Here is a 13215-nt window from a genome sequence, read left to right as displayed (position 1 = left end):
GTCAAGCACAGTGCACTCATGGAGTCTGTTGCCCTGTTGTTTCGGCGGTGTCGGTCCAGATGCGGCGGCTGTACCAGCCGGGCGGACGGGTGCGGCGTTCGCGGAGTTCGGCGAGTTCTCGCTGGTTGGCGTGGGCGATGAGGCGGTGGGGCCAGTGGCTTTCCCGGCGGGTGGTGATCCAGCCGCGGTTGATCCAGGCATAGAGGGTAGAGGTGGTCATGTCCAGCTCGGCGGCCAGGTGCTTGAGCCACCACTCGTTGGGGCCGGGCTCCTCGCCGGGTGGCGCGGGGCGGTGTGGGTGGACACGGCCTGCGGGGCAGGCGAGGCGGCGCATGAGGTCGCGGACGGTGGCTGCTGAGATCCGTTTGCCGCCCTTCGCGGGCCGGAAGCCCTCGGTTTCCAGGCGGTCAGCGATCCCGCTGGCTCCGATGCCCTGGTCTGCGAGTTGGCGGATCCGATCGGTCAGTTGCGGGTAGTAGCTGAGCTGTTCCAGCCGCTGGACAGGGCGGATGACCTCTCCCGCCGTAGTTGTCCCGCCGGCCCAGACGATCGTGACCTTCACCCGCTCGCTGGTGCCGAGCACGGTGACGACGACCTTGTCGACGACCCCGCGGATGATCTCCTTGCGGTCCGCTGCCGTGGTGCTGTGCGCACGCCACAACCCCTCGATGTCGCCGGCCAGAGCCGTGATGGTCTGCCGCTCGGCCTCAGTGAGGATGTGCGGACTGCTGCGGGTGAAACGGTCGTAGTCCTCACGGAGCCGCTGATGGGCGGCGAGTGCCTCCTCCCATTCCTTCTCCAGCTGGCGCACGACCAGGCGGTTCTCCGGTTCGGCGAGGTGGTGGCTGCGGCGGGCCCGGTCGGCCTCCTGCGCGGCGCGTTCCAACCGCTGTGACCACAGCCGTTCCAGCTCGGCCCGCTCGGCCAGGACCTGGTCGGCCGCGCGCAGGGACACCTCGACGGCGGCGGGTGTCAGTGCCGCGAGGACCTGCTGTTCGACAAAGGCGTCCACGCAGGCGGAGTTGAGCAGCTGGCAGCTCTTCTGCGCGCCGTAGTTGCTCATGTCCCGGGCGCACACGTACTCGGGCAGGGCCTTGCTGTGCTGGGTGTGGTAGCGCACGCTCATGCGCCGGTTGCAGCGTCCGCAGTGCGCGAGCCCGGCCGTGAGCGCGGGGCCGCCTCGCACCGCGCCCATGGCTTCGGCGCGGGCGCGGTTGGCCGCCAGTTTCGCCTCGTTCGCCTCGAACTGGGCGACGGTGATGTAGGCGGGCAGGACATTCGGGATCATCACGTGCCATCCGTCCCGGGAGCGGACGACCCGTCCGGTGCTGGGCCGGGCCGGGTCCTGGCGGCGCGGGTCGACCCGACGCCGCCCGTAGGCGTAGATGCCGGCATAGGCGGGATTGTGCAGCAGGGTCTGCAGCGTCATCCGGTTCGGCCTTCGCCATTCCAGGGTGCCCTTGTCCGGACCCTCCCGCAGCCGGATGCCCAACTGGATGTCGTGCTCGACGAGGTAGCGCAGCACAGCGTGCAGCGTGCCGAGCCGCTCGAACTGCGCAAAGATCACGCGGATCACGGTCTGCACCTGCTCGTCCGGGTCAAGGGCCACCTGCCCGGACGGGCGGCGGACGTAACCGCTGGGCAGGGGGAAGGCCAGCTCGCCGCGGCGGGCCTTGTTCAGGCGCCCGCTCCACATCCGCTGCTTGATCAGGTGGAGTTCGGCCTCTTATGCGGACCCTGCCGTTATGCCGCCGTACGGTGGTGCCGCCCTGGTCGTGGGCCTGGGCACCGTTGTTTCGATCGGCATAATCATGGGGTTTTAAGGGGATGTTCGCAGGTTCCGGATCGTCCTGCTGGTTCCTTTCGTTGCACGGCCCCTGACAGGGGTCCCTGAACGAGAGGAGACGATCATGACGACGGTTCCGTGTTGGGCTCGGGTGCGTGGTCCGCTGGCTCCGTACGCCGTGGCCTTCCGGGTTGAGCTGGAGCGGCTGGGGTATACGCCGCTGACGGCGGCCGGGCACCTGCGGTTGGTGGCCCACCTGAGCCGCTGGATGCTCGAGCGGCACCTGGATCCCTCGGCGTTGACGCAGACCACGGTGGACGCCTACTTCGCCGAGCGTCGCGCGCTCGGCTACGTCAACTCCGTCACCGGCCGATCCCTGCGGCCGCTGCTGGACTACCTGCGGCGCTTGGGGGTGGCCCCGCCGGTGACACCGGCGGCGCCGACGACACCGGTGGAGGTGCTGTTGGTCCAGTACCGGGACTACCTGAGTGTCGAGCGGGGCCTGGCGGCCACGACCGTCGAGCTGAACGTGCGCCTGGTTCGCCCGTTCCTGCTTGGCCTGGCACGGACCGAGGGCCGCCTTGATCTGGGCGGGCTGGACGCGGGTGAGGTGACCGCGTTCGTGCTGGAGCAATCCCGCCAGCGACCGGGTTCAGCGGGCCGGATCGTGACCGCGCTGCGGTCCCTGCTCAGTTTCCTCCATATCGGCGGCATGATCGAGAAGCCGCTGTCCACGGCGGTGCTGGCGGTGCCCGGCTGGACGCAGACTGGCCTGCCCAAAGGGCTGCCGGACGAGCAGGTCACGGCGCTGCTGGCCTCCTGTGATCGAGGTTCGGCGACCGGGTGCCGGGATTTCGCGATCCTCACCTTGCTCGTCCGCCTCGGCCTGCGGGCCGGGGAGGTCGCCGCACTGGACTTGTCCGACATCCACTGGCGGCACGGCGAGATCACCGTGCGGGGCAAGGGCAACCGATGTGACCGCTTGCCGCTGCCCGCCGATGTCGGAGAAGTCATCGTCGACTACCTGCGCGACGGGCGCCCTGAGCGCGCGCAGGACCGCACCGTCTTCGTCCGTGCCCAGGCCCCCTACCGGGCGCTGACCTCCAACGGAGTCACCACGGTCGTGGTCATCGCGGGCCGACGGGCCGGCCTGGGCCTGATCGGCGCCCACCGGCTGCGGCACTCCGCGGCGACCGCGATGCTGGGCGCCGGCGGATCGCTGACCGAGATCGGGCAGGTTCTGCGCCATCAACGCCTACTGACCACGGCGATCTACGCGAAGGTCGACTACGGAACGCTGCGGCAGCTGGTCCGTCCCTGGCCCGGTGATGTGGCATGAGTACACGCCGGTCTCTACGCCTGGAACTGGACCACTACCTTGGCCTGCGCCGCGCGCTGGGGTTCAAGCTCCACAACGTCGGACGGCTGCTCGGCCAGTTCGTCGACTACCTCGATGAGCACGGCGTTCACGCGCCCACCACCGAGTCCGCACTGGCCTGGGCGACGCTGCCCGCTGGAGCCTCGAGTAATTGGCGGGCGATCCGTCTGTCTGCGGTGCGCGGCTTCGCCGCCTATCTGCACAGCATCGACCCCAGCGTCGAGGTCCTCCCGGCCGGGCTGATCCACCGTGGACCGGACCGCGCCACCCCCTATCTGTATTCCGAGCCGGAGATTCTCGCGCTGATGCGAGAGGCCGCCGGACTGCGGCCGCAGCTGCGGGCGGCCACCTATCAGACGTTGATCGGCCTGCTTGCGGTCAGCGGCCTGCGCGTCGGCGAGGCGATCGCGTTGGACAGCGCCGACCTCGACATCGACAGCGAGCTGCTGGTGGTGCGGCACACCAAGTTCGACAAGTCCCGTCTGGTGCCGCTGCATCCGAGCACGATCGAGGCCCTGCAACGCTATAGGGATCTCCGTGACCGGACGCGTTCGTGTCCGGCATGCCCGGCCCTGCTGGTGTCCTCCACCGGGGCCCGGCTGCTGCACTCCAACATCGGACTCACCTTCACCCGACTGGCCAACCAGGCCGGGATCACCCGCCGCTCGGCATCCTGCCGGCCGCGAATCCACGACCTTCGGCACGGTTTCGCGGTGTCCACCGTGCTGGACTGGTACCGCGAGGACGCGGACGTGGCAGCCATGATGCCCCGGCTGTCGACCTACCTGGGGCACACCGACCCGAAACATACCTACTGGTATCTGTCGGCCGCCCCGGAGCTGATGGCTCTGGCCGGACGACGCCTGGACGCTCACCTGGCAGGTCACCCATGAACACCCTCGCGCCACTCCTGCAGTCGTTCTTCACCGACCGCCTCGTTCGGCAGCGGCAGGCCAGCGGCCACACGATCGCCGCCTACCGCGACGCGGTCAAGGTGCTGCTGGTCTTCGCCGCCGACCAGACCGGGAAGCCACCCTCCCGTCTGGATGTCGCCGACCTGGACGCACCGTTGATCGGTGCGTTCCTCCACCATCTGGAGGCCGACCGCGGCAACAGCGTTCGGACCCGCAACGCTCGCCTGGCCGCGATCCATTCGCTCTTTCGCCATGCGGCCCTGCAGCGTCCCGAGGACGCCGCGGTCATCGCGCGGGTGCTGGCGATCCCACCCAAGCGCTTCGACCGCACCCTGGTCACCTACCTGACCGAGGAGGAGATCAACGCGTTGCTCAAGGCCTGCGATCAGGGAACCTGGACCGGACGACGCGACCATGCGCTACTGATGCTGGCCTGCCAGACCGGGCTCCGCGCCAGCGAACTGACCGGGTTGACCGTGGGCGACGTGCATCTGGGCGTCGGCCCGCACATCAGCTGCCTGGGCAAGGGGCGCAAGCAGCGCATCACCCCGCTGGCCGTGAGCACCGTCGCCACGTTGAAGAACTGGATGAACGAACGTGGCGGTCATCCCTCCGACCCGCTGTTTCCAGCCCGCCGCGGCGAGGCCCTGAGCCGCGACGGGTTGGAGCGACGCATCACCAAGCACGCGGCCACCGCCACACGCTCCTGCCCGACTCTGCTCGGCAAGAAGGTCTCACCGCACGTCATGCGTCATTCCGCCGCGATGCGGCTGCTGCACGCTGGCGTCGACACCGCTGTGATCGCCTTGTGGTTGGGGCACGAAAACGTCGCAACTACACAGATTTACATCCATGCTGACCTTGCGCTCAAGGAGCAGGCGTTGGCCAGGACCGCCCCGCAGGACGCCACCCCGGGCCGCTACCGACCCACCGACACCATCCTGGCATTCCTCGACGGTCTGTAGATTATGCCGCTCGCCTACGGCCGGGCGCTGTCGCCATGACGGCTCCCGGCCGCCATCTCGGCATAACGGCAGGGTCCGCATAAGAGGCCGAACTCCACCTGATCAAGCAGCGGATGTGGAGCGGGCGCCTGAACAAGGCCCGCCGCGGCGAGCTGGCCTTCCCCCTGCCCAGCGGTTACGTCCGCCGCCCGTCCGGGCAGGTGGCCCTTGACCCGGACGAGCAGGTGCAGACCGTGATCCGCGTGATCTTTGCGCAGTTCGAGCGGCTCGGCACGCTGCACGCTGTGCTGCGCTACCTCGTCGAGCACGACATCCAGTTGGGCATCCGGCTGCGGGAGGGTCCGGACAAGGGCACCCTGGAATGGCGAAGGCCGAACCGGATGACGCTGCAGACCCTGCTGCACAATCCCGCCTATGCCGGCATCTACGCCTACGGGCGGCGTCGGGTCGACCCGCGCCGCCAGGACCCGGCCCGGCCCAGCACCGGACGGGTCGTCCGCTCCCGGGACGGATGGCACGTGATGATCCCGAATGTCCTGCCCGCCTACATCACCGTCGCCCAGTTCGAGGCGAACGAGGCGAAACTGGCGGCCAACCGCGCCCGCGCCGAAGCCATGGGCGCGGTGCGAGGCGGCCCCGCGCTCACGGCCGGGCTCGCGCACTGCGGACGCTGCAACCGGCGCATGAGCGTGCGCTACCACACCCAGCACAGCAAGGCCCTGCCCGAGTACGTGTGCGCCCGGGACATGAGCAACTACGGCGCGCAGAAGAGCTGCCAGCTGCTCAACTCCGCCTGCGTGGACGCCTTTGTCGAACAGCAGGTCCTCGCGGCACTGACACCCGCCGCCGTCGAGGTGTCCCTGCGCGCGGCCGACCAGGTCCTGGCCGAGCGGGCCGAGCTGGAACGGCTGTGGTCACAGCGGTTGGAACGCGCCGCGCAGGAGGCCGACCGGGCCCGCCGCAGCCACCACCTCGCCGAACCGGAGAACCGCCTGGTCGTGCGCCAGCTGGAGAAGGAATGGGAGGAGGCACTCGCCGCCCATCAGCGGCTCCGTGAGGACTACGACCGTTTCACCCGCAGCAGTCCGCACATCCTCACTGAGGCCGAGCGGCAGACCATCACGGCTCTGGCCGGCGACATCGAGGGGTTGTGGCGTGCGCACAGCACCACGGCAGCGGACCGCAAGGAGATCATCCGCGGGGTCGTCGACAAGGTCGTCGTCACCGTGCTCGGCACCAGCGAGCGGGTGAAGGTCACGATCGTCTGGGCCGGCGGGACAACTACGGCGGGAGAGGTCATCCGCCCTGTCCAGCGGCTGGAACAGCTCAGCTACTACCCGCAACTGACCGATCGGATCCGCCAACTCGCAGACCAGGGCATCGGAGCCAGCGGGATCGCTGACCGCCTGGAAACCGAGGGCTTCCGGCCCGCGAAGGGCGGCAAACGGATCTCAGCAGCCACCGTCCGCGACCTCATGCGCCGCCTCGCCTGCCCCGCAGGCCGTGTCCACCCACACCGCCCCGCGCCACCCGGCGAGGAGCCCGGCCCCAACGAGTGGTGGCTCAAGCACCTGGCCGCCGAGCTGGACATGACCACCTCTACCCTCTATGCCTGGATCAACCGCGGCTGGATCACCACCCGCCGGGAAAGCCACTGGCCCCACCGCCTCATCGCCCACGCCAACCAGCGAGAACTCGCCGAACTCCGCGAACGCCGCACCCGTCCGCCCGGCTGGTACAGCCGCCGCATCTGGACCGACACCGCCGAAACAACAGGGCAACAGACTCCATGAGTGCACTGTGCTTGACAGATCTCGATCACCCACCGCTTCGGCAACGGCTGGAAACCTTTCGCCGCCGGCCGCTGCACCACCTCCACGTCGATCCCGACGGCCGCGCCATGCTGGAAGACGCTGGTCTGGTAGCCGCCGTCCGCCCAGACCTTCCTCACGCCCGGATGCGTGATGGCCAGCTCATCGAGCAGTCGCTTGCCGCCAGTCGAGTCGTGCACCGAAGCAGCCGTGACGATCACGGCGAGAACCAGGCCGAGGGTGTCGGTGATCAGGTGCCGCTTACGTCCTTTGATCTTCTTGCCGGCGTCGATGCCCTGACTGGTCTCCGCGACATTGCCCGAGGTCTTCACGCTTTGCGCGTCCACCACGGCCGCCGTCGGATCCGGGCTGCGGCCATGCGCGCGGCGGGTCTTGTCCCGCAGCAGGTCGTGAACCTGCTCGGTGGTGCCGTCCGCTTCCCACATGGCGTAGTAGTCGTAGACGGTCTTGTAGGGAGGCAAGTCGTGCGGCAGGTACTCCCACGGGATCCCGGTGCGGTTGACGTACAGGATCGCGTTCACGATCTCACGTAAGTCGTGAACCCGGGCTGCGGTGCCAGGACCGGTCCGAGCAGCCCGCCAGGCGATGAACACCGGCTCAATCAAGGCCCACCGGGCATCGGACACGTCGCTGCGGTACGGACGGCGAACACTCACAAGCCATGCAACGACCATCAACGCCAGCAGTCACAAGAACATCCCAAAACACCAAGTACCTAGATCAGATGCCCTCTTAGAGCGCGCCGCAGGCCCTGCGGCGCGGGATTCCCGGGCTCGGAGGCGCTAAGCGCCCGTCAGGGGCCGTGCCAGGCCCTGCCTTGGCGGGTTTGAAGCCCGAACGGGCATTGCGACCTGCACGGATACCGCGCCTGTAGCGCGGTGCTGCTCGGCCGACCGCTGCGAGGCGAACATCGGCAGAGTCCTTTCCGGTAGTTCCACCGCTCGCCGCACGAAGTCCACCACTATGTCCGGGCTCAGACACCCGGGAGCGAGTAACCCATCGGTAGGTTCCGAACGCCAGCACCGGCATGCCCGACAGGGGCATCTACTTCGGGGCGGGGGTCTGTCAGGCTCCTCGAGCCGGTCAGTCGGTGATGGTCCAGCTGCGGAGCTGCGCGGCTATCTCCTGCACGCTTGCGTTCTTGTGGCTGGCGCTCATGACCAGGGCGAGCGCTTCCTCGGGCTCGTACTGCATGCGGATGCCGTTCGCCTCGAGGAACACTTCGCCGGCGAGCCATGCGAAGAACGCGTTGCGGTCCTCGAGCGGCTCATGCAGGGCGAGTGTCTGCAGGAGGGCGGCCGCCTTGAGCCAGGTCGAGCCGTAGACGTCCTGGTCCATATAGCGGGAGCGGGTGCGGGCACACGCAGCGTCGAGTACACCGAGGTCGAGACAGGCGGGATCTCCGGGGAGAGTCTGGGCGACCTGCAGGAGCTCTTGCGGGGAGAGGTGGCGGGTCACGCAGCGCGGCCGTGCTCGAGGTCGCGGCTGCTCATGGGCGGAGCGTCGGGCCACCGAGTGGTGTCTGCGGCCGGGGCGCCGACTTCCGCGGTCCCGAAGGTGGAGGTGAGGCGGGCCACAGTGTCGCCGGCGTGCTTGAGGGCCTTGAGGAACGGGTCCTCGGTGGCCTCGAGGGCGGCGTCCCGCATGAACGCGTGCGGGTCCTTGCCGACCAGGCGGGCGGCTTCGACGATGCGCGCGTATTCGTCCGCGGTGAAGCCGGCGGGAACGTCTTGTGCAGCCTCGTTGTGCTCCATACGAGCGACGGTACCAGCGAGGCCCGGGTCAGTCGGCGAATCCGGGATGCTCGGCGGCCTGGTGCTCGGCGACGATCGTGCGGCGCGTCGTCTCCCAGCGGGTGGGATGAGCTCGCTTGCCGGGGCTCCGGCGACTTCACTGAGGTCAATACTGAATGAGGCCCGACGCGTCCTGGCGCTCTGCAGGTTCGGGGCTGATCCGCGCTCGTTCACAGTCCCCCGTGCGCGCCATCCGTACCTGTGACTGAGCGCTTCAGTTGTCGGGGTTCGCCATCTGGAGCGCTCAATCTGTCGGGGTCGCACCTAGGGGCGTCGGGCCGGCCTCAGCCGAGCCCGGCCAATTCGGCGATCGTCCCGCCGAGCACCCGGTCGCGTACCTCGCCCGGGCTGGTGACCCGCTCCACCATCGCCCGGGCCAGGACCGGGTCGCCGTACGGGGCGTCCGAGCCGAACAGTGTCCGGTCCGGGATCTCCTTGATGGCCAGCCGGACCGCGAAGACGATGTTGGCCGTGGACAGCTCCAGGTACATGTTCGGGGTGTCCCGGACCAGCTCGACAGCCTCCATCCAGTTCAGCCCTCCGAGCTGGCTGACCACCAGCGGAACCGTCGGGTACCGGCCGGCGAGCGCCGCCAGCGTCCTCAGATCGTCCGCCGTGGTCGGGGCGAATCCGTGCACGACCACGGGCAGCCGACCGTGATCGGCCGCAGTCTGGAGCACCGGTTCGATCACCCCTGCCCGTCCCGGCGGCGGCGTCAGCTCACCGATCCCGTGCAGCCCACGCCCGACGACCTCGCGTTCCACGGTCGCGGCAATCTGTTCCGGCTCCAGGTCCAACGGTACGGACAGGAAGCCGATGAATCGCTCCGGCCGTGCGGCGAGTGCGGCGTCCAATTCCCGCCACGCGCCGCGATACCCCTCGGCCGTGCCGGCCCGACCCCCGATGGCCTCGTCCAGGATCGCCATCTCCCGGCGCAGGGAGGTAAGGTCACCGGCCCGCTCCGGGTGTGGGCGGGTGGCGAACAGCACGGCGCGGTCCACCCCGGCCTCGTCCAGTAGCCCTACATGTGCCTCGACGGGGTCGTGGACGTGGCTGTGTGCATCGATGATCAATGATTCACTCTCTCCATGACGATCGGCCCGGAATGCGGCCGACCAGTGCACTGTTGCTCCCTAACACCGTGAGAAGGTCAAGCTGGAGGGAGCTGGTCGGTGCTGATCGGGGACCTGTCGCGTCGTGCCGGAGTCAGCGAGCGTCTGCTGCGCTACTACGAGCGGATGGAGCTGATCCACTCAGAGCGCCGCGCCAACGGCTATCGCGAGTACGACGACCAGACGGTGGAGACGGTGCGGCGCATCCGCGCCCTGCTGGCAGCCGGCCTGCCCACCCGCATCATTCGCCAGGTCCTGCCCTGCACCTTTGACGAGGCGACGCTGCGCCCCTGTCCCGGCGTTCTCACCAGCCTCCGCGACCAGCTGAACGTCCTCGACCAGCGTGCCGCCGACCTGGAGACCGCGCGTCGCCTTCTGCGCCAGACGATCGCCGCCACCGAGAACGCAGCAAACTAAGACCGGGTGTTGGGTCCGAGTCGCGCATCGCTACGTTCTCGCAGGTGAGAACGGTAGTCACCCTCTCGTCCGCCGGATGAAGGACTCAGGCCCGCCAAGTCGGACGCTCATCCGCCACCTGAAGCACTCAGTCACACATTTCCGGCTCTCGGCGGGTTGCCGGCGGTGCCGTCTAAATTCGAACACGAGTACGCTTACGCGTGTGAGCACCGCCACCCGCTTCCCCGACCGCCTGCGAGCCCTCCAACTGCAGCTCCATCGCGTCCGTGCCCAGTACCAGGACCTCTGCCGAGAACTGCCCTGGGCAGTCGAGCCGACCGTCGGCCGGACCTACGAGCGCCAGCTCATGGGCTCGGTGACACAGACGGTGACCTTCGCCGACTCCCCCGGCTACACCCCCCAGCAGATCACCCTGGAGCGGCAGCTTCGACGCCGCCTGGTGCGGCTGTCGGCCGCTCTCATCACGCACCCGTGGTGGGCCGCCCTCCCGACCGGCGAGCAGGTCGATGCCCGCGCCGCCCTCCAGCAGCTCGACCCCACTGAGCCGGATGACGGGCAGAGCATCGTTGACGAGGCGGCGTTGCGGTCATGGACGAGGTCGAGGGCCTGGCCGACGGGGAGCCGCCGGCGCAGTCCCCGACGCCAGCGATCCGGATCCTGCTCTACGACGGCCAACAGATCACCGGCCGCCTCCACCACCGGTGGCAGGGCTCCACCGGCTCCTGGTTCTACCACGTCAGCGTGACGCTCTGGGCCAGCACCCAGCTGGGCGCCCGCGACGTCCCCGAACCCGCCGACGGGCATGACTGTCGAACATCAAGACCAGGCGGCAAGGTCACCGAGGCCCAGGCGCTTCAGTCCGTTACCGTCGGAGGCGGGTGGTGGCGCGCATCATGTCCAGAACATGCGCGGCCAACCCGCACCCGCAAGCTGCGATCCGCGAGCAGCAAGAAGCACCTCCGCCAGGGCTTCGATGCCGGCTCCTCGGCGAACCGCAGCGGCCTGCCATACGTCGGCCGACTACACAGCTCCAGCGGGCGTCCAGTGTCCCACCCGGTCCGGCCCGCCAACGCTGCTCGTAGCAAAGCTGGTCGGGACGTGACTGGGGAATGACGGCCAGCGCCCGGCTCAGGGCCGAACGGAGTCGGCGATGCGGCCGACGCCGCGAGTAGGGACGTGACCTCCTGGGCGCACCCGCACAGCGTGCACAGCCGCGTCCGGGTTCTCCGCAGCGTCCAGGCGCGCTCCAGATCGAGCAGGCGCAGCATCCGGTGGAACTGGCACGCAGTGCTGGGGGCCTGCCTTGGGCCCGCGACCCGGGGATCTCACCGCAGTTGCTCCATGCGCTCGGGCAGCGGCAGTGGCTCATGCCCGGCCCTCGCGACGCCAACCCGCAGCACCGGGCAGCGAGGTGGCAATCAACGTCGGTGAAGGGCGCCGCCGACACTGCCGCCTGTGCCCAGGGGCAGGGACAGAGCTCTGGGCAGGGAGCGAGTCGACCTCAGATCTCATTGAGAGTCCCCCAGCCGTCAGCGGTGGGTTGGACTTCCCAGCCCGTCGGCCAGGCATGGTTCACGGGAATGCCATCCGGCGTCGTCAGCAGCGCCCGTGCGTCGGTGCGGGAGGCACCGTGGTTGAACGTAGCGTCATCGAAGGAGGCAATGCTGGTGAACCTTGCGCTATCGAACCGGGCGTCGTAGTTGAACGTCGCGCCATCGAACGAGGCGTAGGAGGTGAACGTCGCGCCATCGAACCGGGCGCCGTCAGTGACGGTCGCACACTGGAACCAGGCCTGGCTGGTGAACGTCGCGTGAGCGAAGCTTGCCCAGGTGATGTGGAGCCGGTTGAAGTCAAAGTAGGTGAGGGTGGCGTGGTTGAGGTTGATACCCATGCCATCCCAGAACTGGGCATCGGCAGGGGTGGTCTCCCGCTGATCTGGCGGGCGGTAGTCACAGAGGTGGGCAAGGAGGATGAGTTCGGCGGTGTTACGCACTTGGAGTTCCTGATGCCGCTGGTTGTCCGCCTTCCTGCCGATGAGTTCACGGGCAGCCCGTCGGAAACGGGATACCGGCCACCATGGCGGGGGTGGCATGTAGGGCATGCGCAGGTATGCGCAGATGACGTCCACGATGGTCTGCCGATGGTCGGCAGCCGCCTGGCCGAGCCGCTCCAATGTGTACAGCCCGCCCAGACGCACCGGGGCCTGAGCGCTGCCGAGCTGCTCGACCGCCTTGATGTACAACTCGTTGATACGCCGCTCGCTCGCGTCATATTCGGTTCTCTCGGTGGCCTCCTCGTGGTGATGCTGTCGACGAAACGCCAGCAGCACCGTGATGGCCGCGCCCACGCCGGCACCTGCGGCCAGAGCGGTGCGCACCACCTCGACCCGCTGCTTGGACGTTTCGCTGCCTGGTTGTGTATCGGCGGTTTGGGGCAGCAGCAGGGCCGTGGTCGCCCACACCGCGGCCAGTACAGCCGCGGACGCAAGCACTACCCACCACCAGCGGATACGCGGGGCGAACCGCCGTTGCCGTTCTGTCCGGGTCCGCTTGTACACCTGGTCGGCTGCCACGGCACAACCAACAGCCCCGATCACGATGACGAGCGGGACCAGCGGGATGTGGGCGGCCAGGTTGACCAGCCGGTCCCAGGAGAGAACGGCCACAGCCAGAAGGCCGGCCGCGACCACGGTCAAGACGTGCCCGGTTCGGGCCGTCTGCGGTGAAGTCACGGCGGACGAGGTCGTCATGCACCGGCGGGCCGGCCTTCTTGGCAGTGCTGCGTCTCTTCCCAAACACGCTCCACCAGCTATTGTCCCGGCAGATTCGCCACGCGGTCCGGTCGGCCATGGCAGCCCCCGAGCCGCGGGCCTCGTCGGCCAGGAAGCGGTAGCCGAACTCCGGGTCGTCACGGTGGGCATCGAACAACGCGTTCGCGCGAAGGGCCTCCTCGAGGACGGCATCGGCCACCGGGTGACTGAGCCAGCGGTAGTAGGGCTGCCTGGCGAGCTTGAGGACC

Annotated in this window: 11 protein-coding genes and 1 pseudogene; 6 read left to right on the top strand and 6 right to left on the bottom strand. The window is 68.7% G+C overall.

The genetic code is table 11. The features are described from left to right. Nucleotides 1–16: 16 nt before the first annotated feature. Nucleotides 17–1696, bottom strand: a complete 1680-nt coding sequence (locus OG966_RS39780; RefSeq protein WP_326654985.1) for a recombinase family protein — start codon at nucleotides 1694–1696, stop codon at nucleotides 17–19. 214 nt (nucleotides 1697–1910) lie between these two features. Between OG966_RS39780 and OG966_RS39775 the strand changes: the two genes are divergently transcribed. The 4 genes and pseudogenes from OG966_RS39775 to OG966_RS41080 all read left to right on the top strand — a co-directional run. Continuing rightward, a complete protein-coding gene (locus OG966_RS39775) occupies nucleotides 1911–3125 on the top strand; it encodes a site-specific integrase (RefSeq protein ID WP_326654989.1) in 1215 nt (404 codons plus the stop codon). Further along, nucleotides 3122–4057, top strand: coding sequence for a tyrosine-type recombinase/integrase (locus OG966_RS39770; protein ID WP_326654988.1), 936 nt, complete (start codon nucleotides 3122–3124; stop codon nucleotides 4055–4057). The genes OG966_RS39775 and OG966_RS39770 overlap by 4 nt, the downstream gene beginning before the upstream one ends. Further along, on the top strand, nucleotides 4054–5043 hold the full coding sequence (locus OG966_RS39765) for a tyrosine-type recombinase/integrase (protein ID WP_326654987.1): 990 nt from the start codon (nucleotides 4054–4056) through the stop codon (nucleotides 5041–5043). Before OG966_RS39770 ends, OG966_RS39765 begins: the two co-directional genes overlap by 4 nt. A gap of 113 nt (nucleotides 5044–5156) precedes the next feature. Further along, nucleotides 5157–5624 (top strand): annotated as a pseudogene (locus OG966_RS41080) (recombinase family protein); the annotation flags it as partial. A 1025-nt stretch (nucleotides 5625–6649) separates the two neighbouring features. Here the strand turns inward: OG966_RS41080 and OG966_RS39755 are convergent. The 4 genes from OG966_RS39755 to OG966_RS39740 form a co-directional block, all read right to left on the bottom strand. Further along, nucleotides 6650–7549 (bottom strand): IS5 family transposase, encoded by a 900-nt coding sequence (locus OG966_RS39755; protein ID WP_442806795.1) that lies wholly within the window; start codon nucleotides 7547–7549, stop codon nucleotides 6650–6652. 409 nt (nucleotides 7550–7958) lie between these two features. Next, the gene (locus OG966_RS39750; protein WP_326654983.1) at nucleotides 7959–8333 is read right to left on the bottom strand and encodes a fic family toxin-antitoxin system, toxin component; all 375 of its coding nucleotides are present in this window, start codon (nucleotides 8331–8333) and stop codon (nucleotides 7959–7961) included. After that, nucleotides 8330–8629 (bottom strand): hypothetical protein, encoded by a 300-nt coding sequence (locus OG966_RS39745; protein WP_326654982.1) that lies wholly within the window; start codon nucleotides 8627–8629, stop codon nucleotides 8330–8332. Before OG966_RS39745 ends, OG966_RS39750 begins: the two co-directional genes overlap by 4 nt. Nucleotides 8630–8952: 323 nt before the next feature. Beyond that, nucleotides 8953–9741 (bottom strand): amidohydrolase family protein, encoded by a 789-nt coding sequence (locus OG966_RS39740; protein ID WP_326654981.1) that lies wholly within the window; start codon nucleotides 9739–9741, stop codon nucleotides 8953–8955. 99 nt (nucleotides 9742–9840) lie between these two features. Between OG966_RS39740 and OG966_RS39735 the strand changes: the two genes are divergently transcribed. Together OG966_RS39735 and OG966_RS39730 are read left to right on the top strand one after the other, a co-directional pair. Then, a complete protein-coding gene (locus tag OG966_RS39735) occupies nucleotides 9841–10197 on the top strand; it encodes a MerR family transcriptional regulator (protein ID WP_326654980.1) in 357 nt (118 codons plus the stop codon). A gap of 202 nt (nucleotides 10198–10399) precedes the next feature. Then, nucleotides 10400–10942, top strand: a complete 543-nt coding sequence (locus tag OG966_RS39730; RefSeq protein WP_326654979.1) for a hypothetical protein — start codon at nucleotides 10400–10402, stop codon at nucleotides 10940–10942. A 756-nt stretch (nucleotides 10943–11698) separates the two neighbouring features. Here OG966_RS39730 and OG966_RS39725 read toward each other — a convergent pair. Further along, entirely contained in the window at nucleotides 11699–12886 is a 1188-nt protein-coding gene (locus OG966_RS39725) for a pentapeptide repeat-containing protein (RefSeq protein WP_326655549.1), read from the bottom strand. Nucleotides 12887–13215: the final 329 nt, after the last annotated feature.

The sequence above is a fragment of the Streptomyces sp. NBC_01750 genome, from assembly GCF_035918095.1.
Taxonomy (GTDB): Bacteria; Actinomycetota; Actinomycetes; order Streptomycetales; family Streptomycetaceae; genus Streptomyces.
This window is presented reverse-complemented; position numbering and strand designations above follow the sequence as displayed.

Excerpts from the sequence above, each read along its gene's own strand:
- OG966_RS39775 (WP_326654989.1), top strand. The coding sequence starts at position 1,911 with ATGACGACGGTTCCGTGTTGGGCTCGGGTGCGTGGTCCGCTGGCTCCG.
- OG966_RS39765 (WP_326654987.1), top strand. The coding sequence starts at position 4,054 with ATGAACACCCTCGCGCCACTCCTGCAGTCGTTCTTCACCGACCGCCTC.
- OG966_RS39780 (WP_326654985.1), bottom strand. The coding sequence starts at position 1,696 with ATGTGGAGCGGGCGCCTGAACAAGGCCCGCCGCGGCGAGCTGGCCTTC.
- OG966_RS39770 (WP_326654988.1), top strand. The coding sequence starts at position 3,122 with ATGAGTACACGCCGGTCTCTACGCCTGGAACTGGACCACTACCTTGGC.
- OG966_RS39755 (WP_442806795.1), bottom strand. The coding sequence starts at position 7,549 with ATGGTCGTTGCATGGCTTGTGAGTGTTCGCCGTCCGTACCGCAGCGAC.
- OG966_RS39745 (WP_326654982.1), bottom strand. The coding sequence starts at position 8,629 with ATGGAGCACAACGAGGCTGCACAAGACGTTCCCGCCGGCTTCACCGCG.